The organism is Shimia sp. Alg240-R146 (assembly GCF_947331465.1).
Taxonomy (GTDB): Bacteria; Pseudomonadota; Alphaproteobacteria; order Rhodobacterales; family Rhodobacteraceae; genus Shimia.
The window spans coordinates 699,849-719,487 of the sequence record NZ_CAMZOK010000003.1; the positions used below are offsets into that span (position 1 = coordinate 699,849).

Annotated in this window: 19 protein-coding genes; 5 read left to right on the forward strand and 14 right to left on the reverse strand. The window is 58.5% G+C overall.

Going from position 1 to position 19,639, the window contains the following annotated elements; all coding sequences use genetic code 11:
* Positions 1-5: 5 nt before the first annotated feature.
* On the reverse strand, positions 6-1,181 hold the full coding sequence (locus PG871_RS19100; RefSeq protein ID WP_443020516.1) for an aminotransferase class I/II-fold pyridoxal phosphate-dependent enzyme: 1,176 nt from the start codon (positions 1,179-1,181) through the stop codon (positions 6-8).
* Positions 1,182-1,397: 216 nt separating this feature from the next.
* Positions 1,398-2,726, reverse strand: coding sequence for an amidase (locus PG871_RS19105; RefSeq protein WP_270732485.1), 1,329 nt, complete (start codon positions 2,724-2,726; stop codon positions 1,398-1,400).
* A gap of 84 nt (positions 2,727-2,810) precedes the next feature.
* On the opposite strand from PG871_RS19105, the gene PG871_RS19110 reads away from it, so the two are divergent.
* Positions 2,811-4,025 (forward strand): FAD-dependent monooxygenase, encoded by a 1,215-nt coding sequence (locus tag PG871_RS19110; RefSeq protein WP_270732488.1) that lies wholly within the window; start codon positions 2,811-2,813, stop codon positions 4,023-4,025.
* Positions 4,026-4,105: 80 nt separating this feature from the next.
* On the opposite strand, the gene PG871_RS19115 is transcribed toward PG871_RS19110, so the two are convergent.
* From PG871_RS19115 to PG871_RS19135, 5 genes are all read right to left on the reverse strand, one after another.
* A complete protein-coding gene (locus PG871_RS19115) occupies positions 4,106-4,297 on the reverse strand; it encodes a Trm112 family protein (protein WP_270732490.1) in 192 nt (63 codons plus the stop codon).
* The gene (locus PG871_RS19120; RefSeq protein WP_270732491.1) at positions 4,294-4,938 is read right to left on the reverse strand and encodes an LON peptidase substrate-binding domain-containing protein; all 645 of its coding nucleotides are present in this window, start codon (positions 4,936-4,938) and stop codon (positions 4,294-4,296) included. The genes PG871_RS19115 and PG871_RS19120 overlap by 4 nt, the downstream gene beginning before the upstream one ends.
* A 27-nt stretch (positions 4,939-4,965) precedes the next feature.
* Positions 4,966-5,892 (reverse strand): thioredoxin family protein, encoded by a 927-nt coding sequence (locus PG871_RS19125; protein WP_270732494.1) that lies wholly within the window; start codon positions 5,890-5,892, stop codon positions 4,966-4,968.
* 53 nt (positions 5,893-5,945) lie between these two features.
* The gene (gene xth, locus PG871_RS19130) at positions 5,946-6,734 is read right to left on the reverse strand and encodes an exodeoxyribonuclease III (RefSeq protein WP_270732495.1); all 789 of its coding nucleotides are present in this window, start codon (positions 6,732-6,734) and stop codon (positions 5,946-5,948) included.
* Between the two features lie 421 nt (positions 6,735-7,155).
* Positions 7,156-7,842 (reverse strand): response regulator transcription factor, encoded by a 687-nt coding sequence (locus PG871_RS19135; RefSeq protein ID WP_270732496.1) that lies wholly within the window; start codon positions 7,840-7,842, stop codon positions 7,156-7,158.
* Between the two features lie 172 nt (positions 7,843-8,014).
* Between PG871_RS19135 and ribA the strand changes: the two genes are divergently transcribed.
* Positions 8,015-9,106: a GTP cyclohydrolase II gene (gene ribA, locus PG871_RS19140; RefSeq protein ID WP_270732498.1), complete on the forward strand. Its 1,092-nt coding sequence runs from the start codon at positions 8,015-8,017 to the stop codon at positions 9,104-9,106.
* Positions 9,103-9,597 carry a L,D-transpeptidase family protein gene (locus PG871_RS19145; protein WP_270732500.1) on the forward strand — a complete coding sequence of 165 codons (495 nt, stop codon included), beginning with the start codon at positions 9,103-9,105 and terminating at the stop codon, positions 9,595-9,597. The genes ribA and PG871_RS19145 overlap by 4 nt, the downstream gene beginning before the upstream one ends.
* A 3-nt stretch (positions 9,598-9,600) precedes the next feature.
* Here PG871_RS19145 and PG871_RS19150 read toward each other — a convergent pair whose 3' ends face one another.
* From PG871_RS19150 to PG871_RS19175, 6 genes are all read right to left on the reverse strand, one after another.
* Complete coding sequence (locus PG871_RS19150; protein WP_270732502.1) at positions 9,601-9,993, reverse strand: hypothetical protein; 393 nt, start codon at positions 9,991-9,993, stop codon at positions 9,601-9,603.
* 144 nt (positions 9,994-10,137) lie between these two features.
* Complete coding sequence (locus tag PG871_RS19155; RefSeq protein WP_270732504.1) at positions 10,138-10,533, reverse strand: hypothetical protein; 396 nt, start codon at positions 10,531-10,533, stop codon at positions 10,138-10,140.
* Positions 10,534-10,593: 60 nt separating this feature from the next.
* A complete protein-coding gene (locus PG871_RS19160; RefSeq protein WP_270732506.1) occupies positions 10,594-11,250 on the reverse strand; it encodes a YggS family pyridoxal phosphate-dependent enzyme in 657 nt (218 codons plus the stop codon).
* 151 nt (positions 11,251-11,401) lie between these two features.
* The gene (locus tag PG871_RS19165) at positions 11,402-12,283 is read right to left on the reverse strand and encodes a porin (RefSeq protein WP_270732508.1); all 882 of its coding nucleotides are present in this window, start codon (positions 12,281-12,283) and stop codon (positions 11,402-11,404) included.
* Between the two features lie 170 nt (positions 12,284-12,453).
* Positions 12,454-13,344: a porin gene (locus PG871_RS19170; protein WP_270732509.1), complete on the reverse strand. Its 891-nt coding sequence runs from the start codon at positions 13,342-13,344 to the stop codon at positions 12,454-12,456.
* A 401-nt stretch (positions 13,345-13,745) separates the two neighbouring features.
* Complete coding sequence (locus tag PG871_RS19175; RefSeq protein ID WP_270732510.1) at positions 13,746-14,669, reverse strand: porin; 924 nt, start codon at positions 14,667-14,669, stop codon at positions 13,746-13,748.
* 290 nt (positions 14,670-14,959) lie between these two features.
* Between PG871_RS19175 and PG871_RS19180 the strand changes: the two genes are divergently transcribed.
* The gene (locus PG871_RS19180) at positions 14,960-15,475 is read left to right on the forward strand and encodes a DUF3576 domain-containing protein (RefSeq protein ID WP_270732511.1); all 516 of its coding nucleotides are present in this window, start codon (positions 14,960-14,962) and stop codon (positions 15,473-15,475) included.
* A gap of 82 nt (positions 15,476-15,557) precedes the next feature.
* Here the strand turns inward: PG871_RS19180 and PG871_RS19185 are convergent, their stop codons facing one another.
* Positions 15,558-16,817 (reverse strand): glycosyltransferase family 4 protein, encoded by a 1,260-nt coding sequence (locus tag PG871_RS19185; RefSeq protein WP_270732513.1) that lies wholly within the window; start codon positions 16,815-16,817, stop codon positions 15,558-15,560.
* A gap of 180 nt (positions 16,818-16,997) precedes the next feature.
* On the opposite strand from PG871_RS19185, the gene leuS reads away from it, so the two are divergent.
* Positions 16,998-19,562, forward strand: a complete 2,565-nt coding sequence (gene leuS, locus PG871_RS19190; RefSeq protein ID WP_270732514.1) for a leucine--tRNA ligase — start codon at positions 16,998-17,000, stop codon at positions 19,560-19,562.
* Positions 19,563-19,639: the final 77 nt, after the last annotated feature.

Here is a 19,639-nt window from a genome sequence, read left to right on the forward strand (position 1 = left end):
TTCTTTTATCCGTAAATACAGGCGCGCAGCTTGGTGAGCGCTTCCTGTACTTCGGTCTTTGGGGCCACCAAGGCGACCCGAATAAATTTTTTGCCGGGGTTAAACCCTTCGGCGTCGCGGCTCAGATACGCGCCGGGCAACACCCGCACGCCGGTCTCTGTCCACAGTTTGACCGCGGCCTCTTCGCCGTCGTCCACCGGCAACCACAGGAAAAATCCGGCCTGCGGGCTCATGTATCCCGGCACATCCCCGAGGATCGCATCAGCGATTTCGAACTTTTCGGCATAAAGGGCGCGGCTCTCTTCCACATGCGCCTCATCCGCCCAAACCTTTTCCGCCGCACGTTGCAACGGCAGCGGCAAAGGCGCGCCGGAATAGGCCCGTAGCTGGCGAATACGCCGGATGCTCTCTGGCCCGCCCGCAACAAAACCGGACCGCAAGCCCGGCAGATTTGACCGCTTGCTCAGCGAATGGAAAATCAGAACCCGTTCGGGGTCTGCTCCCATCTCATACGCGATCTGCAAGGCACCGGTCGGCGGTGTCTCGCGATATACTTCGGAATAACACTCATCCGCGAAAATCTGGAAATCGTGCTTTTCCGCCAGCGCGATCAGCGCACGCCAATACGTCGCATCCGCCACCGCGCCCTGCGGATTGGCAGGCGAACACACATAGGCAATTGCGACGCGATCCAACACATCCGCGCCCAACGCCGCGAAGTCCGGCAAATGGCCACTGGCCTCGGTCGCTGGCACAAACCGCGCTTCTGCCCCAACCGAGGCAGCTGCCACAGCATAGACCTGATAAAACGGGTTCGGCGTTAAAATGATCGGCTGCGCGCCGTTTTTGGTTTCCGGACACAACGCCATCGCGGCGTTATAAAGCCCCTCACGCGTGCCATTCAGCGCCATAATCTGGGCCGACGGGATACTGACGTCATACCGACGCTTTATCCACGCGGAAATCGCATCCAAAAGCTCGGGTGTGCCATCATTTGGCGGGTATTTGTTAAAGCCTTCGGCATGCTGAACAATCACATCTGTGACCCACTGCGGAAACACATGTTTCGGCTCACCAATGGTCATATGTGTTACCGGCCCACCTGGTTCCAGGTGATCCAAAAGCGCGCGCAAACGCGGGAACGCATAAGCCGGTAGGTTCGAAAACCGCTCGGGGAACATCATATTCAATCTGCCTCAGGATCGGGATCATATCGCCCCGTTTCAAACCCAAGTTACCCAATGCGAGTCCGCCAGTCCACTAAAATGCCGAAGACTCCGGCACTTGTGGCCTCTGCGCCACCCGACATTTCTGCGATAAACTAACTAAACTTCTTCATTTGGCGCAAATCACTGCAAAAGCGGTTGCGACAAAGGCCTTTAACGACCGCTGCCCGATTAGCGCAACACCGTTTCAGCAGCCGCCGCCAGCCGCAACAACCGCTCTTCCGTGTTCGGCGCGCCCAACATCATCAACCCGCAACTTGGCATTCCGGATGGCAAGGTTACTGCTGCACTGCCCATCAGGTTGCCTATCCGCGTATTGCGCAAAGCCAAAAGGTTTTCAGTGACATAGTAGTCCTGATCGCTCATCAGCCGCGCCGCATCGGGCGGCAGAATCGGCGACGTCGGCAAAAGCACCGCGTCAAATCCGGCAATCCGTGCATTCCACCGCGCGCGATGCTCCTCAAGCGCCTGCCACGCGTCCACATAGTCCGGCCCCGAAAACGATGCACCGGCGCGGAACCGTTCCAAAATCTGGTCAAACATCAAATCCGGCGCCGCCTCGATTTCGTCGCGCCACTCGCCATAGGCTTCGGAGGTGAACAAGGGTCCCGTCAATTCCATCGCCCGCGCCACTTCTCCGGCTTTCAGAAATTCCATCTGGGCGCCCGCTTCGCTGAACCGCGCCAACGCACGCTCAAACCCAGCCATCGGCGCATCGCGCACAGCCTCAAGGGCGACCGTTTCCAATATGGCAAACCGCTTGCCTTCAAGCGACGCGCCCTGCAAATCCACAGGCTTTTCACCAGCCAATGCAGCAAACAGAAGCGAGGCATCCTCAACCGTCCGGGCCAACGGCCCAACCGTGTCAAAGCTCCGGCACAATGGCACGACACCGGCATTGGACAGCCGTCCGGATGTGGTTTTCAAGCCCACGAGGTCATTCCATGCCGATGGAATTCGCACCGATCCGCCTGTGTCCGATCCGATGCCAGCCGCAGCCAATCCAAAGGCCACAGACGCCGCCGCGCCCGAGCTCGATCCGCCCGGCACCGCCTTGGGATCATTCACGCATGGAGGCGTTGCTGTCATCGGGTTCAACCCCAATCCTGAAAACGCCAACTCGCTCATGTGCGTCTTTCCCAGACACACCAGCCCGGCTGCGGTCGCGTTGCGCAGCGCCTCCGCATCGCGGCCCGGCACCCGGTCCTTGAGCAATAACGATCCGGCCTCCGTCGCCACACCAGCGCTGTCAAACAGGTCTTTCCAGCTAATGGGCACCCCATCCAAAAGCGACAACCGCTCTCCGATCCGCGCCCGCTCTGCGGCGGCTTCGGCTTCTGCCAGCGCCCGCTCGCGGGTGACAGCTGAATAAATCCGGTCCTTGTGATCGCTGCTGTCAATCGCGCCCAGAAACGCCTGCGTCAGCGCGACCGGATCAATTGAACCCTCGCCAATCCCACGCCCCAGATCCGCCGCGCTCATTTCCAGCCAGTCCAACATCACAAGTCCTCAAATATGCCTTTGCGCGACGGTAGCGGCGCAAAGGCACATGGACAATCCCGAACCGACTCCCATATTGGGACCATGCGCTTTGACACAGATATCCTCATCGCCGGCGGCGGCCTCAACGGCCCTGCCCTTGCCCTCGCCCTCAGCCATGCCGGGTTTACCGTAACGGTGGTTGACGCCCGCCCCGCCCCGGAACGCGCAGGCAGCAATTTCGACGGGCGCGGCTATGCGCTGGCTCTGGCCTCCAAGCGTCTGCTGGACCGGCTTGGCGTCTGGCAGGATGTCGCGCCAAACGCCCAACCCATGCTTGATATCAAGGTCTCAGATGGCCGCGCCGGCGAAGGCCCTTCGCCGTTCTTCCTCCACTTTGACCATTCCGAACTCGAAGAAGGCCCGATGGGCTTTATGCTCGAGGACCGCTTTCTGTATCGCGCGTTTCTGACCGCCATGGAAAACGACCCCGCCATCACCCTGATTCCGGATACCAGCGTCACAGAGCAATCGGTCGATCCCTCCGGCGTCACGGTCACGCTTTCCAATGGCGAAACCCGCCGCGCCCGCCTTTTGGTGGGCTGCGACGGTCGCCAATCCGGTGTCGCGCAGCGCGCAGGCATCCGCCGCACAGGCTGGGGATACGGCCAAACCGCGCTGGTCTGCGCCATTGCGCATGAAAAGCCGCACAACGGTGTCGCGCATCAGTTCTTTATGCCTCCCGGCCCTCTGGCGATCCTGCCGCTTCCCGGCAATATGTCCTCGATTGTCTGGTCCGAAACAGAAGAAAACGCCGCCCGCATCCACGCGCTTTCAGACGAGGATTACCTCGCCGTTCTACGCCCGCGGTTTGGCGATTTCCTTGGCGACATCTCCCTCGCGGGCGCCCGGTTCACCTATCCATTGGGCCTCACCGTTGCGAACCATTTCGTGTCTGATCACGTTGCTTTGGTGGGCGACGCGGCCCACGGCATGCACCCGATTGCGGGCCAAGGCCTTAACGCAGGCCTGCGCGATGTCGCAGCGTTGGCCCAAGTGCTGGCCGAGGCCAAATCGCGCGGCGAAGACATCGCCTCAATTCTGGTGCTGGAGCGATATCAGGAATGGCGTCGTTTCGACACACAGGCCCTGGTGGCCGCGACAGATATCACCAACAAACTGTTTTCCAACGACAATCCGCTCCTGCGGGCTGGCCGTGACATCGGCATGGGGCTCATCGGCAAAGTCCCAGCCCTGCGCCGCACCTTTATGCGCGAGGCCGCAGGCCTTACAGGGGATCTGCCCGACCTGATGCGCTAAGGCATACCTTCCTTTTGCCGGAAATATCCCGGGGGTGAATTGGCCGCAGGCCAAGGGGGGGGGGCTGGCCCCTCCCTTCCTCAGTCCAACGTGCGCGCCTCGTCCACAAGCATCACGGGAATGCCGTTGCGGATCGGAAAGGCCAATCCGGCACCGCGTGAAATCAGCTCCTGCTTCGCCGCATCATACTCAAGCGTCGCGCGGGTCTCAGGGCACACCAATGCTTCCAGCATACGCCGGTCAAATCCGGGTTCAGTCACATCGTTTGTCATTGTATCAAGTCCTCTCCGCCGCCACCACGCAGCGCAAATTCCAACAGCGTCACCAAGGTTTCACGGCGTGTGCTCAGGCTCGGCGCTTCTAGCAACGCTTGCTTGTCCTCAGCGCCAAAATCCAGAAGCATCGACAGCGAATTGATCAGCAGTTCGTCATCTGCATCTTTGAGCGTTTCCCAATCGGTCTGCAACTCCAACTGCTCGAAATACCGCTTCAGCAGCGCCAAGAACGCGGGGCGGTGAAACGCCTCGTCGTGTTCCGTCCGCCCCAGATCCCGGTCAAACCCGTCCCAGCTCACGGAACACCGCCGATAAGGTGCAAACCCGTCAACCTCGTCCTGAATGCGAAACCGCGACACGCCTGTCAGCGTGATCATATAGCGATTGTCTTCGGTTTCGCTGAATTGCGTGATCCGTCCGGCACAGCCAATGGTCTGCAATCCAATCCCCTCGCGGCCCGGTACTTCGTTGGGCTGCACCATGCCGATCAAACGCTCAGGCGTTTTGAGCGCATCATCCAGCATCGTCAAATAACGTGGCTCGAAAATGTGCAACGGCAGACGTGATCGCGGCAGCAAAAGCGCACCCGGAAGCGGGAAAACCGCAATCATGTCTGGAAGATCGGCAGGCCTGATCATACCGCCAGCCTACGCTGGATTTGCCGATCAGGCAAAGATCATCGAACTGAGCTTGCGCCGCCCGTTCAACACCACTGGATCATTCGGTTTGAGCGCTTCGAAAATGGTGAACAACTGCGCTTTGGCGGCGCCGTCATTCCACTCACGATCGCGTCGGAACAGGTCAAGCAACTCATCCACAGCCGCCTCGACCTCACCCGCACCATGCAGCGCCTGCGCAAGGTCCAGCCGCGCCTGATAGTTGTCGGGCTCCGCCTCAACCACCGCCCGAAGCTCCGCTACCGGACCCGCGTTTTCGGCTTGCCGCGCCAGTGCCAACTGCGCGTGCGCAGCTTCGACTTCGGGGGCTTCTGCAAATTCTGCCGGCGCACCGTTCAGAACCGCCTCGGCCTGATCCAAAGCGCCCAAAGCGATGTTGGCCCGCGCCAATCCGGCAAAAGCGGCCACGTTGTCGGTGTCCTGCTCCAAAATAGCGGCGAAGGTCTCCGCTGCGTCCTGGGCCTGGCCCTCCGTCAGCATCTCTTCGGCCGCCGCCAGTGCATCATCTAGCCCACCGTCAGGCATCTGCCCGCCACCGGCCTCGACCACTTTGGTGACAAACGCCTCAATTTCGCTGGGCGGCAATGCGCCCTGAAAGCCGTCAATCGGCTGGCCTTGGTAAAACGCATAGACAGTCGGGATCGACTGAACCTGCATTTGACCGGCGATGCCCTGATTTTCGTCGACGTTGATCTTGGCCATCTTCACCGCGCCACCAGCCGCCGTGACCGCTGCCTCAAGCGCTGGCCCCAACGTTTTGCACGGCCCACACCACGGCGCCCAGAAATCCACGATCACTGGCACAGTCATCGAGACATCCACGACATCCGCCATGAAAGTTGCCTCAGAAACGTCTTTGATCAAATCGCTGTCGGCCGGCGCTGCTGCACCGTTGCCTTGTCCAAGTTCAAGCATTGGAGTCGTCCTTTATATGCGTTGGTTCCTATATGAGGTCCCGCGTCGGAAAGTCAAAGGTCAAACGTCGCAAACACCGGCGCGTGGTCACTGGGTTTTTCCCAGCCCCGCGCCTCGCGCAAAACACGGCTTGAATGCCCCGCATTGGAGATATCGCCCGTCGCCCAAACGTGATCCAGCCGCCGGCCTTTGTCGGCCGCATCCCAGTCACGGGCGCGATAGCTCCACCAGCTATAAAGCTGCCCTTCCGGCACATCCTGCCGCGTGATATCAACCCAACCGCCCGCGTCCTGCGTCTCGGCCAGCGCTTCGACCTCCACCGGCGTATGGCTGACGATTTTCAGCAGCTTCTTGTGGTCCCACACATCGTCTTCGCGCGGCGCGATGTTCAAATCCCCGACAAGAACCGCCTTCTGCATCTTCTCACGGCGAAAATAGTCTCGCATATCGCTGAGATAATCGAGCTTCTGGCCAAATTTCTCGTTCTTCTCGCGGTCCGGCACATCGCCTCCCGCTGGCACATAAAAATTGTGGACCGTCACACCGTTCTCCAGCTTGCCGGCGATGTGGCGGGCGTGGCCCAAGTCGGCAAAATCTTCGGCGCCGGCTTCAACCATCGGGATTTTCGACAGGATCGCGACACCGTTGTATCCCTTCTGCCCGCGCGCCACCATGTGCGTGTAGCCAAGCGCAGCAAAGCCTTCGGTCGGGATGTTTTCAACCGGACTTTTGCACTCCTGCAAACACAACACATCCGGTGCTTCTTCTTGCAGCAACTTAAGCACAATCGGCTCGCGCAAGCGCACCGAATTGATGTTCCAGGTGGCAAGGCTAAAGGACATGAAAACTCTCCGCGCTGATACTGTTCGCGCACCCTACCCCCGCCCCTGACGCGATGCCAATGCCATTTCCTGCGCATTGGTGCACTGCCGCCAAAAAAAGGGCCCGAGCAAAAGCCCGGGCCAGTCCAACAGGGAGGTATATGCCAATACCCGGGCATATGCGGGATCTCTTCAGCGACCACCCTAAAGGTGCAGCCGAAATGTTTCTTTGATCGAGGTCAAACAATTTGGCAGGTTTTTGCGGCGCGGCGCAAAAGCTGCATCCCCAAAAAAAGGACCCGAGCCGAAGCCCGGGTCAGTCCAACAGGGAGGTCATGTCATAACCCGGACATGGCGGGATTCTCTCATGACTCTGATATAGGATGAATCTTACGGAATTCTTGCTTTATCGGCGCCAAGACTGTTCTTTTTGCCGCCAAACTTAGGCGACCAGACGATACCCGCCACTTTCCGTCACCAAAAGCCGCGCGTTGCTGGGGTCGGGCTCGATCTTCTGGCGCAGGCGATAGATGTGCGTCTCAAGCGTGTGCGTCGTAACACCCGCGTTGTAGCCCCAGACCTCATGCAGCAGCACATCCCGCGCCACCACGCCGTCCGTGGACCGATACAGGTACTTGAGGATGTTGGTCTCTTTCTCGGTCAGGCGGATCTTGCGCTCATCTTCAGTGATCAGCATCTTCATCGCTGGCTTGAACGTATACGGGCCAAGCACAAACACCGCGTCCTCAGATTGCTCATGCTGGCGCAACTGCGCCCGAATGCGGGCCAAAAGCACCGGGAATTTGAACGGTTTGGTCACGTAATCGTTGGCCCCGCTATCAAGGCCCAAAATCGTGTCGGCGTCGCTGTCATGCCCTGTCAGCATCAGGATCGGGCTTTTCACCCCTTGTTTGCGCATCAGGCGGCACAATTCGCGCCCGTCTGTGTCAGGCAGACCCACATCAAGAATGATGATGTCATACAGGCCTTCTTTGACGCGACTCATCGCTTCGCTGCCGTTGCCGGCCTCAAAGACATCAAAATCTTCGGTCATCACAAGTTGCTCTGACAGAGCCTCGCGCAGATCTTCATCATCATCCACAAGCAGGATTTTCTTAAGCTGTGCCATCCGTGTCCTCCACGTTCAATCCGTATCACTTTGTTGTTCACGACATGTATACGCACGAAAGGCACAACAAGATTTCTTGCAATTGCCTCACGGCCTCGTGTTTCTGTGACGTCAAATGTTTCATCTTGCGACAAAGGCGGCTAAATGTGATGCGCTAAGCCGTGAGGACCCCATGAGTTTTTCTCCCGATATCGTCGAACGTCTGGCCCGCGCCCGGGCTGACCTGCGCATGGGTGTGCCAATTGTGCTCACCGGCAATGGCGCTGCCACCTTGGTGATGGCGGCGGAAACGCTGGATCGCGACCGCCTTGCTGACCTGCGCGCCTTGGGCGGTGTGCCGGTTTTGGTGATCACAGTGCGCCGCGCCGAAACGCTCAAGGCCCGCGCCTATGACGGGGACATCGCGCGCGTGCGATTGCCTGCGGATGCCGATTTGAAGTGGCTGCGCGGCATCGCTGATCCCGCCGACGATCTCATGAGCCCGATGAAAGGCCCGCTGACCACCGAACGCGACGGCGATGCCGACCTACACCGCGCCGCTGTCAAACTGGTAAAATCCGCGCAACTCCTGCCGGCTGCGCTTTCACTGCCGCTGGCCAAAGCCGGGGCCTTTGCGCTGGTGCATGGTCTCACGGTGATCCCCGCCGACCTCGCTGCGCCACATCTGACGGCCACAAGCCCTTTGCACCCTGTTGTGCACGCCCGCTTGCCGATTTCTGCGGCCGACGCGGGCCGGCTGCATATCTTCCGGCCCGAGGATGGCGGCGAAGAGCACTATGCCATCGAGATCGGCCGACCGCCCCGCGACAAACCCGTGCTCGCGCGTTTGCACTCTGCCTGTTTCACCGGCGACGTGCTGGGGTCTCTGAAATGTGACTGTGGCCCGCAACTCAACGCCGCCCTGATGCAGATGGGCGCAAACGGCGAAGGCGTGCTGCTTTATCTCAACCAAGAAGGTCGCGGCATTGGCCTCGCCAACAAAATGCGCGCCTATTCGCTTCAGGATCAGGGCTTTGACACGGTCGAGGCCAACCACCGCCTCGGCTTTGAAGATGATGAACGCGATTTTCGCATTGGCGCCAAGATTCTCAAGGAAATGGGGTTCTCCTCCGTGCGATTGCTGACCAACAATCCCCGCAAGATCGAGATGATGGAAAACGCGGGCGTCTTTGTGACGGAACGCGTCGCGCTCAAGGTTGGCGAAAACGCCCACAACCGCGCCTACCTCGCCACCAAAGCCAACAAATCAGGCCACATGCTGTGAGTCCCTTCGACCTTGTGCTTACAAAGCGCGGCCTGCGTTTTATGGGGCGTTATTTCCCCTGCACCATTGGCAAGGGCGGGCTGCAGTCCAACAAGCGTGAGGGCGACGGTGCCACGCCGCGCGGCATTCATCACATCACGGGCCTGCTTTATCGCGCCGACCGCCTTGCACCACCCGCGCCTTGGGCGCGGCCCATAGGCAAAGACGACCTCTGGTCAGACGCTTCGGGTGATCCCGCCTACAATCATCATGTCCGCGCGCCCTATGCGCCCAGCCACGAAAAGCTCTGTCGCGCTGATCCTCTGTATGACATGATCCTGCTCACCGATTGGAACTGGCCTGACGCGCAGCCGGGCAAAGGCTCGGCGATTTTCCTGCACACGTGGCGGCGTCGGGGTTTTCCGACCGAAGGCTGCATCGCCTTTCGCCGGGATCACATGAGGATCATAGCCCGCTCTGCCGCACCGGGCACGCGCCTGATCGTGCGCTAGGGCTCACTCAGGGTACTTGCGCGCCGCCTTGGCCTTGCCAACCACCTTGCCGCCCGCCCGCGCTGTCGCGGTCCACTCATAGGTGTGCATGCCGTTCGGCGGACAGGGGCTTTTGTACTTGAACGTGCCCGCTGCGACGCGACCGTCCTGCGTGACCTTCAGCTTCTTGCTGCCACCGTGGTTATAGTTTGGCACGTCCAGATCCTTAATCTTGAACTGAACGGTGGTTGTCCCTGCTGGCAGACCCGTCACGACAAACTCAGGATTGCCAACGGTGTTTGGGCGCCCGGTGGTACAGGACTTAATCCCACCCCAATTGGCAAAAGAAATCTTGAATTCCGCGGCTACGGGGGCTGCCCACAGCGCCACGATTATGGCTCCGATAAAAAGACGCATTCCTAAAAACTCCACTAGAGGCGAAACACTCAGAGTGTGACCGCCTTTTTTGTAAACCAATGACAATTTCGGCGAGAACTCAGCATTTCCCTCCAAGGCATCACCACCTCACACAACAATACGCGTGAAGCATCCCGCGCATTCTTACTCCGGATATTTGCGCCTTGCCTTCGCATTGCCGCTGATCCGGTTTCCCGCCCGCGCCGTGGCCTTCCACTCATAGGTATTGGTGCCGCTCACCGGACATGGACCACGATAGTTAAACGTGCCTGCAGGGAAGCGCCCGTCAGCCGGAACCGGCAATCGTTTGCTCGCGCCGCGATTGGCAGCCGGCACGTTCACATTCTTGAAATAGAACTGCACCGTCGTCGTTCCAGCCGGAATATCCGTCAAAAAGAACTCGGGATTGGGAACCGACTTCGGATTACCGTTGTTGCAAAATGGGATATCTCCCCAACCGTCAAACCGCAGGGAAAACTCTGCTGACGCCATTCCCGCGCTTACACAAAGGGACAAAACAGCAAAAAGAAAACGCATCATGAAACTCCTTAATCAATTCGGTCAGCTTCACTCTGACATTAACGCCAACGGATAATACAATCACATTTGCGTCGGCCGCTCTCCAAAAATAGCAGAGCCAACCCGAACATGCGTCGCACCCAACGCCACAGCCCGCTCGAAATCGCCGCTCATGCCCATGCTCAACCCGACCAGCCCGTTGCGCGCCGCCATCTTGGCGAGCAAAGCAAAATGCAACGAGGCTTCTTCTTCTACCGGCGGGATGCACATCAGGCCCACAATCGGCAATTCCAGCGCGCGGCACTCTGCCACAAACCCGTCCACATCTTGGGGCAACACGCCGGCTTTCTGCGGCTCCTTACCTGTGTTCACCTGAATAAACAGATCGGGACACGCGCCGGTTTCCTGCGCCAAACGCGCCAGCGTTTTGGCCAATTTCGGACGATCCAGCGAATGGATCACGTCAAACAGCTCCATGGCTTGGCGGGCTTTGTTGGTTTGCAGCGGCCCCAACAAATGCACCGAAACGCCCTCGTAAGTCTCTTTGAAGCCAGGCCACTTGCCTGCCGCTTCCTGCACCTGGTTCTCACCAAACACCCGATGCCCGCCTTCAAGCACCTCCGCCACCCGCGCGTCGGGCTGTCGCTTGCTGACGGCGATCAACTGCGTCGCGCCCACCGCGCGGTCCGCATCTGCTTCAGCCTTGTGAATAAGTGCGGTGATTTCGGCAAGCGACATAATGGGCTCCTCAGACAGGGTGTGATGTGTATCTGCGCCCCGCAAACAACACCATTGCCGCCCAAAAGAAAAGCCTCTGCACCCGCTCTTTCAATGCAAAAAGGCAGAGCCGAAGCCCTGCCTTTCGCTATGTGTTTTGATCAAGAACCGATCAGAATTGGAAACGCACACCAAGGTCGGCAAGCGTGGCACCCAGCTCGTTGCCGTGCACAGCTCCCGCAAGAACCGCGCCGCCCAGAGAGTGGGTGAAGCCCAGCCCCCAAAGAGTGTCTGTGCCGCTTTCGTCATCCGCCACAAAGGCCGTGATGTCGGTGCCGGACCCAACCTGAACAGTGCCGTGCAGGCGCCATTTGTCGGTGCCGTCGTTGTCACCGTAACCAGCGCCAACGCTAAAGTTGCCAAATTCGGCGCCACCGATCAGCAGCAGCTTTTCGTCAATCGCGAGAGGACCGTCCTGATAAGCACCAGACACAAACCAGTTGCTGCCTTCATAAGCCAGAACCAGAGCGGTCAACTCAGTCGAGGAACCGTAGCTCAGGTGGCCCATAAAGCCGCTGTTGGAATAGATGACTTCAGCACCGTTTGAACCACTACCAGCCGAGCTGAAGGCGTCATAGTTGCCGCCGGTGCGGTTTGTGACCGCAACCGCTGTCGGGTCATTAAAGGCCGTCAGGCCAATTTCGCCGTCATACAGGCCGGGCATCTCTTCGATCGCACCCTTGATATTGCCTGTTGCGAATTCAAAATTGCCAACGCGCAGACCAACGCGCGGCGCGGAAATGCCGGAGGATGAGAGACCGCTGACACCTTCGTTTTCACCACGAACGCGAACACGTGCAAAGAATTCAATGCCTGTGTCGGTTTGAGCCGACCCGTCGATGTTCAGTGTGAATCGGTTGTGGAGCTTAACCTCATTCGCTGCGGAGTCGTCATAAACGATACCAAAACGGGCCGAGCCGCCAAAGTTGATCTCTGCTGCCGCAACGCCTGCGGACAGAACCAGAGCTGTCGATGTAAGGAGGAGATGTTTCATGGGGAATCCAATAATCTGGGGAGTTCAAAGGAGTTCTTTTGATGAAGATATACTCTCAAAATGCGTGTCCAGAGGCAACGGCCCACATGCTGCAGGTGCAAAGATGTTGTGCAAAGGCCACAAAAAAGGGGCAGGCCAAGGCCCGCCCCAATCTCGAAATGTTGAGTTGATCAGAAGGAGAAACGCACACCCAAATCGGCTTGGTTTTCGCCATCTTCGTCGCCGACAACACCGCCAACGAGCTCTGCACCACCGAGGTCATGCACAAAGCCCAGACCCCACATGGTTTTGCTGGATGCTATGTCTTCTTCAGCAACAAACGCTGTCACGACTGTGCCCGAGCCCACCCGAGCGTCTCCGCTCAGGCGCCATTTGTCGACACCATCGTTGTCGCCGTAACCGATGCCGATCTTGTAGTTATCAGCAAAAGTAAAGCCACCAGTCACGAGGGTTTTGTCCTCGCTAGTCAGGCCACCATCTTGGTAACCCGCTGCGACAAACCATGTGTCGGTAGTGTAGGCAACGTTCAAAGCGGTACGACCGCTGGTTTCGCTGTGGGACAGGTGACCCCTGAATGCGCCGTTTGAGTAGATCACTTCGGCACCGTTGGATCCGCCACCGGTGGACGAGAAGTCATCCCAGTCGAAATCATTTACAGACGTCATAGCCACAACGCTCATGTCGCCCAGCGCGGTCAGACCAACTTCGCCGTCATACAGACCTGGCATTTCTTCGATCGCACCAAGGATGTTGCCCACCGCAACTTCCACACCGTTGTAACGCATGCCAACGCGAGGAGCGGAGATGCCGTTGCTGTGAGTGCCGCTTTTATCATCAGTTTCACTCTGGATACGGATACGCGCGAAGAACTCGAGACCGGAATCGGTTTCGGTTGTTGCGTCGATGTTCAACCGGAAACGAGTGTGAACGTTGAAGTCGTCAGTTGTATCTGTGGAGTCATAGAGACCACCAAAGCGAGCTTCGCCGGAGAAGGTGATGTCAGCCGCGGCAACGCCAGCCGACAGTGCAAGCGCCGTAGAGGCGAGGAGTAGGTTTTTCATAACACTTCCTAATAGATTAGTTACGCACTCGTCGGAGGAGCCCGACTGCGTGTGATGCTGTAATTGCAACGATCTATTAGGACCTCAATGGCCTTCTCGCGGTGGAAACACCGGGCGCGATTTGATCGGCGGAAAGTGGATCAAGGGGTCAGCAAGAGTTTGCTTAATTTTCCGTGAACCTGTCAGAAATGGCCGAATTCCCCAAAAAATGTCCTTAATTCTAAATAGCCTGTGGCCGCCGACTCACGCCGGCAAGGCAGGCACTCTGCGTCGCCAGCCTGTTTCTGTCCCGTGAAATGCGGGTGCCCGACTCACCTGCCGGACAAAAGAACCGGCCAGACAAAAGAAAAGGGGCAGAACCGAAGTTCTGCCCCTCTCTATGAGGTGTTTGTCGTTCTGAATTAGAACGAGAAACGAACACCCAGGTCGGCAAGGTTTTCGCCGTCGGCTTGACCAACAACACCACCGGCCAGAACTGCGCCACCCAGCGAGTGAGTGAAGCCCAGACCCCAAAGGGTGTCGGCGCCAGGGAGGTCTTCGTCCGCGATGTAAGCGGTTACAGTTGTGCCGGAACCGAAGGAGTAGGAACCGTTGATGCGGAACTTGTCCACGTCGCCGAATTCGTTGTCAGCGTAAGCAAAGCCAACACCGAAGTCACCAAAGGAACCACCAACAGTCAGAACAGTCGCGTCGTAGTTGTTCTGGGACTGGTGAGCCGCAGCAACAGTCCAGTCACCGAAGTTGTAGGACAGGTTGATCGCGATACGATCGGCACTGCCGCCGCCGCCGTTGTTACCAGACCAAGAAACGTGACCGCCGAAACCAGCGTTGGAGTAGATCACTTCAAGACCGTTGGAACCAGCGCCTGCGGAAGAGAACGAGTCCCAGTTCCAGTAGCCAGCGCCAGTGTCTGGATCACCGTAGTTGGTTACCAGGTTGCCCCAGCCAAGGCCGGTCAGGCCAACTGCGCCGGAGTACATGCCAGGTGCGCTTTCCAGAGCGCCCAGGATGTTACCTGTTGCAACTGTGAAGCCAGCTACGGACATACCAACGCGAGGTGCGGATACGCCGGAGTTACCCAGACCAGCTGTGCCGGTGTTGCCGCCACGTACACGAACACGTGCGAAGAACTCGATGCCGGTGTCTGTTTCAACAGAACCATCGATGTTCAGAGTGAAACGGTTGTGGATGGCCAGTTCGTCAGTTGCTGTGTTGTCACCGTCATAGATGACACCAAAACGTGCGGAACCGCCAAAGTTGATTTCTGCTGCAGCCATGCCCGCTGTTGCGATCAGCGCGGTGGTTGCGAAGAGAACGTTTTTCATAGTTTTTCCCTCGGTTTTTCAATTCATGCGCCCAATCCGGAGAATCCCAGATTGGGTATGGCGACACGTTTCGCTTTTTTGGGGGGCGCTTTGCAAGAAAACCGAGGACCCGCTCCGCATTGCACATAGAAATGGTGCAGACATGTCACACTCAATTTTCGAGGCCTCTGACAGGTGCTGCCGTGACATTACACCTATAAAGGGCGCATTGACACCAATACGACTATTAATCTTGCCCAATGCGGCAGGCTTGGCTAGGACAGTAACAGATTGTTTCTAAGGGCTGGATCATGGACCTACTTCGCCGCACGGCAATGATTTTTCTGTTGGGCGCGCTTGCTGTGACAAGTGCCTGTGGAAACCGGAACAAAGGTGCGTCCACCACCACACACCGTGAACTGGAACGCCGCGACGACGTCGGCAACCCAATTGACGGTCTTTATGCCGACGAAAACGGATCATCGGAGTCCATCTGGAACCTCTTTGGCCCAGACAACAGCGACCTGACGCTGAGCGTGAACAAATACCTCTGGGCCGCCTCTATCGAAGTCCTGAACTTCCTGCCCATTCAAACCGTGGATCCGTTTTCCGGCGTGATCTCTACCGGCTACGGCACACCGCCCGGTGGCGGGCGCAGCTATCGCGCAACTATTTATATCCGTGACGCCGCTCTGGATGCCCGCTCGCTGAATGTGGCGCTGCAAACCCGTGGTGGACGCGCTGTGCCCGAAGGCACCGCCCGCGCCGTTGAAGATGCCATCCTGACACGCGCGCGCCAGCTGCGGATATCAGACAGCAAATTCTAACCGCATTTAACGCGACGACATCTAACAAGCCAAAACAAAGGCCGCCACGCAGGGCGGCCTTTTTGCTGCCCGCGCCGCACCCTCAGGGCGTCACCTTGCCCGGTGTCATGGCATAAAGCTGTTCGATCCACTGCACCTGCTTCGGCAAACATTGGCCTTCAAGGTCATACCCTGCCACCGCAAATGCCCGCGCAGCCGCCCCCATGTGGGCGCGCATGTCAGGATCATCCAGCACTTTGCACACTTCGGCCACCATCTGGTCGCCGTCAAAAAACGGGAACAGGCGGCCGGTATCACCATGGCTGATCACTTCGCGCAACGGCGCCGTGTCACTGGCCACAATCGGCGCACCGATGGCCATGGCCTCGATCAGCGACCAGCTCAGCACAAAGGGATAGGTCAAATAGACGTGCGCACGGGTGATCTGCAGCATCGACAGGAAACGGTCATAAGGCACCTTGCCCAAGAAATGCACCCGCTCCCAATCCGGCGTCGGGATGCGTCCGCGCACTTCGTCGATGTATTTCTGTTTCCACGTCTGCCCTTTGGGTGGCGCCGCGCCATAGCTGACCTCATCCCCCCCAACGATCAGAACCTGCGCGTTGGGCCGTTCTTTCAGTAACTTCGGCAGCGCCCTCATAAACACATGATAGCCGCGATATGGCTCAAGGTTACGATTCACGAATGTGATCACCTCATCATTGCGCGTCAGAACCTGCCCGCCCTCCAAGGAAAACGTCGCCTCAGGATCAGGCTTCACCACATTGGTGTCGATTCCGTCATGAATGACCGAAATGATCTTGCGCCACTCCTCGGGATAGGTGCCGGCCTGAAACTCGGTCGGGCTAATGCCCAAATCCGCCACGCCGCGATGCATTTTGTTGTTCATATTCTTCAGGCGCAGGCGGATCGCCTCACTTTCCGGCTCCACCCTCGGAAACTCCGGATCAAACCCCACGTCCGTGTCGACGCCGCCATAGTACAACTCGCAATAAAGACCGATGCGCGCGGTTGGCCAAAGATCCCGCAGAAACATCGGCTCTCCCCATCCGGGATGGGCGACAATGACATCCGGTGTGAATCCTTCGTCCCGCAACCGCCGCGCCGCCACAAAACAGCTTTCAGCCCGCAGCATCTTGGTTTCAAAATCCACCAACCACGGATGCAGACCCTTGGACGGCTTGCGCTTGATCTCATAAGGCAGCAGCCGCACACCGTTCCACTCACCGGGTTTCTTCACCCGCAGTGTCAGCGACACAACTTCATGCCCGCGCTCAACAAGCGCCGGTGCCAGATGTTTGAACTGCCCGGGAAAGTTCTGATGGATGAAGAGGATTTTCATTCTGCTCGCCTGCAAATTTGCACTCTATTGGGCTGTATATCGCAGATTCTCGCACCCGTAAGCCCGCAACGCGCGCATTTTCACGGCTCGGCACTGGACCGCGACGCCAAGCCCGCCTATCACCTTGCCCGAACTGCGCCGCAAATTGCGGACGAGACTCTATATATACAGGTGCCACCCATGTCGCGCTACACACCCGCCGAAATCGAAGCCAACTGGCAAGCCGCTTGGGCAAAGAACGAGACCTTCAAGGCCGTTCGCGATGAATCCAAGCCGAAATACTATGTGCTAGAGATGTTCCCTTATCCGTCGGGCAAACTGCACATGGGTCACGTGCGCAACTACACGATGGGTGATGTGATCGCGCGCCACAAAATGGCGACGGGTCATAACGTGTTGCACCCGATGGGTTTTGACGCCTTTGGCATGCCTGCTGAAAACGCCGCGATGGCCTCGGGCGGTCACCCCAAGGATTGGACCTATTCCAACATCGACACGATGGTCGAGCAGATGAAGCCGCTGGGCCTGTCGCTGGATTGGTCACGCATGTTTGCCACCTGTGACGTGGATTACTACGGCCAGCAACAAAGCCTCTTCCTCGATTTCCTCGACAAAGGGCTGGTCTATCGCAAGAACGCCGTCGTGAACTGGGATCCGGTCGACATGACCGTTCTGGCCAACGAGCAGGTCGAAGGCGGCCGCGGCTGGCGCTCTGGTGCTTTGGTAGAACGGCGTGAACTCACACAGTGGTTCTTCAAAATCTCTGAACATTCCGACGAGCTGCTGACCGCGCTTGAAGGTCTGGACAACTGGCCCGCCAAAGTGCGCCTGATGCAGGAAAACTGGATCGGCAAATCGCGCGGTCTGGAATTCGGCTTTGAGCGCACCGACGCAGGCGAGCCGATCACCGTCTACACCACCCGCCCCGACACGCTCATGGGCGCGTCGTTTGTCGGCATCTCGCCGGATCACCCGATCTCCAAGGAACTGGAGCAAGACAACCCCGAGTTGGCCGAATTCCTCGCCGAGTGCCGCAAGGGCGGCACGACAGAGGAAGCCATCGAGACCGCGCCGAAACTCGGCTATGACACCGGCATCCGCGTGAAACACCCGCTGAACCCTGATTGGGAACTGCCGGTCTGGATCGCCAACTTCATCCTGATGGACTACGGCACCGGCGCGATCTTCGCCTGCCCCGCGCACGATCAGCGCGACCTCGACTTCTGCCGCAAGTATGACTTGCCCGTGGTCGACACCTTCTTTGCAATGGACGACCAGACGCCCGTGGACAAAACCGCTTTCGTGCCCGGCAAAGAAGAAAAGGTGAAATGGGTCAACCACTTCGCCGGATTGGATGAGGCCACCGGCCAAGAGGCCATCGACGTCACCATCGACTTCGCCGAAAAGGCCGGTTGGGGCAAAGGCGTCACCAACTTCCGCCTGCGCGATTGGGGCCTGTCCCGTCAACGCTATTGGGGTTGCCCAATCCCGGTCGTGCATTGTGACAGCTGTGGCGTGGTTCCGGAGAAAAAAGAAAACCTGCCGATCGAATTGCCCTATGACGAAGGCGGCAAGCCGATCGACTTCTCCGTGCCCGGCAACCCGCTGGACCGCCACCCGACATGGCGCGACTGTGCCTGCCCATCCTGTGGCGCGCCCGCGAAACGCGAGACCGACACGATGGACACCTTTGTGGACAGCTCGTGGTACTTCGCCCGCTTCACCGCGCCCAAGGCCGACACGCCCACCGTGGCCGAAGACGCCGCCTACTGGATGAACGTCGACCAATACATCGGCGGCATCGAGCATGCGATCCTGCACCTTTTGTATTCGCGTTTCTTTGCCCGCGCGATGCACATCTGCGGCCACCTGCCAGAAACCGCCAAAGAGCCTTTTGACGCGCTCTTCACCCAAGGCATGGTGACACACGCGATCTACAAACGCGAAAACCAGAGCGGCCGCCCGACCTACTACTACCCCGAACAGGTCGAACTGCGCGATGGCAAGGCCTTCCTCAAGGAAGACGACTCCGAGGTCGACATCGTGCCATCGGCAAAAATGTCAAAGTCGAAAAACAACGTCGTGGACCCCGTCGATATCATCACCGCTTTCGGTGCCGACACCGCCCGTTGGTTTGTTCTGTCCGACAGCCCGCCCGAGCGTGACGTAGAATGGACAGCCTCTGGCGCCGAGGCCTCTTTCAAGCACCTTTCGCGCGTGCACCGCATCGCCTGTGACATCGCCGAGATGCCCGAAGGCACCGCACAGGACGACCAAGAGCTGCTACGCGAAACCCACAAAGCGATCCGCGACGTGACGCTTGGGGTGGAAAGCTTCGGCTTCAACGCGTCCATCGCCAAGCTTTATGGCTTCACCAACACGCTGGCGAAATCCAAGGCCGGCGGCGACGCCAAACGCACCGCAGCACGCGCGCTCGCGCAACTAATGGCGCCAATGACGCCCCACCTCTCTGAGGACATTTGGCAGATGCTGGGCGGCGAAGGCCTTGTGATCCACGCACCTTGGCCCGTCGCGGACGAGGCGATGCTGGTCGAAGCCGAAGTCACCCTGCCGATCCAGATCAACGGCAAACGCCGTGGCGAAATCACCGTTGCCAAGGATCTGCCGAAAGAAGAGGTTGAAAAACTGGCGCTGGCCCACGAAGCTGTCTCCAGCCGGCTGGAAGGGGCCCAGCCTAAGAAACTCATCGTTGTCCCCGGCCGGATTGTGAATGTCGTCATCTAAATCGTTTCCCGTTATGAACAAAATACAGCATCGGTTTTCTGCGTTTGCGCCAAAGGCGAAAGGCAGCGAAAAACGAT

What these genes read in the sequence shown, in the direction of transcription:
- PG871_RS19100 (WP_443020516.1), bottom strand. Translation starts at nt 1,181, where the DNA reads ATGTTCCCCGAGCGGTTTTCGAACCTACCGGCTTATGCGTTCCCGCGT.
- PG871_RS19105 (WP_270732485.1), bottom strand. Translation starts at nt 2,726, where the DNA reads ATGTTGGACTGGCTGGAAATGAGCGCGGCGGATCTGGGGCGTGGGATT.
- PG871_RS19110 (WP_270732488.1), top strand. Translation starts at nt 2,811, where the DNA reads ATGCGCTTTGACACAGATATCCTCATCGCCGGCGGCGGCCTCAACGGC.
- PG871_RS19115 (WP_270732490.1), bottom strand. Translation starts at nt 4,297, where the DNA reads ATGACAAACGATGTGACTGAACCCGGATTTGACCGGCGTATGCTGGAA.
- PG871_RS19120 (WP_270732491.1), bottom strand. Translation starts at nt 4,938, where the DNA reads ATGATCAGGCCTGCCGATCTTCCAGACATGATTGCGGTTTTCCCGCTT.
- PG871_RS19125 (WP_270732494.1), bottom strand. Translation starts at nt 5,892, where the DNA reads ATGCTTGAACTTGGACAAGGCAACGGTGCAGCAGCGCCGGCCGACAGC.
- xth (WP_270732495.1), bottom strand. Translation starts at nt 6,734, where the DNA reads ATGTCCTTTAGCCTTGCCACCTGGAACATCAATTCGGTGCGCTTGCGC.
- PG871_RS19135 (WP_270732496.1), bottom strand. Translation starts at nt 7,842, where the DNA reads ATGGCACAGCTTAAGAAAATCCTGCTTGTGGATGATGATGAAGATCTG.
- ribA (WP_270732498.1), top strand. Translation starts at nt 8,015, where the DNA reads ATGAGTTTTTCTCCCGATATCGTCGAACGTCTGGCCCGCGCCCGGGCT.
- PG871_RS19150 (WP_270732502.1), bottom strand. Translation starts at nt 9,993, where the DNA reads ATGCGTCTTTTTATCGGAGCCATAATCGTGGCGCTGTGGGCAGCCCCC.
- PG871_RS19155 (WP_270732504.1), bottom strand. Translation starts at nt 10,533, where the DNA reads ATGATGCGTTTTCTTTTTGCTGTTTTGTCCCTTTGTGTAAGCGCGGGA.
- PG871_RS19160 (WP_270732506.1), bottom strand. Translation starts at nt 11,250, where the DNA reads ATGTCGCTTGCCGAAATCACCGCACTTATTCACAAGGCTGAAGCAGAT.
- PG871_RS19165 (WP_270732508.1), bottom strand. Translation starts at nt 12,283, where the DNA reads ATGAAACATCTCCTCCTTACATCGACAGCTCTGGTTCTGTCCGCAGGC.
- PG871_RS19170 (WP_270732509.1), bottom strand. Translation starts at nt 13,344, where the DNA reads ATGAAAAACCTACTCCTCGCCTCTACGGCGCTTGCACTGTCGGCTGGC.
- PG871_RS19175 (WP_270732510.1), bottom strand. Translation starts at nt 14,669, where the DNA reads ATGAAAAACGTTCTCTTCGCAACCACCGCGCTGATCGCAACAGCGGGC.
- PG871_RS19180 (WP_270732511.1), top strand. Translation starts at nt 14,960, where the DNA reads ATGGACCTACTTCGCCGCACGGCAATGATTTTTCTGTTGGGCGCGCTT.
- PG871_RS19185 (WP_270732513.1), bottom strand. Translation starts at nt 16,817, where the DNA reads ATGAAAATCCTCTTCATCCATCAGAACTTTCCCGGGCAGTTCAAACAT.
- leuS (WP_270732514.1), top strand. Translation starts at nt 16,998, where the DNA reads ATGTCGCGCTACACACCCGCCGAAATCGAAGCCAACTGGCAAGCCGCT.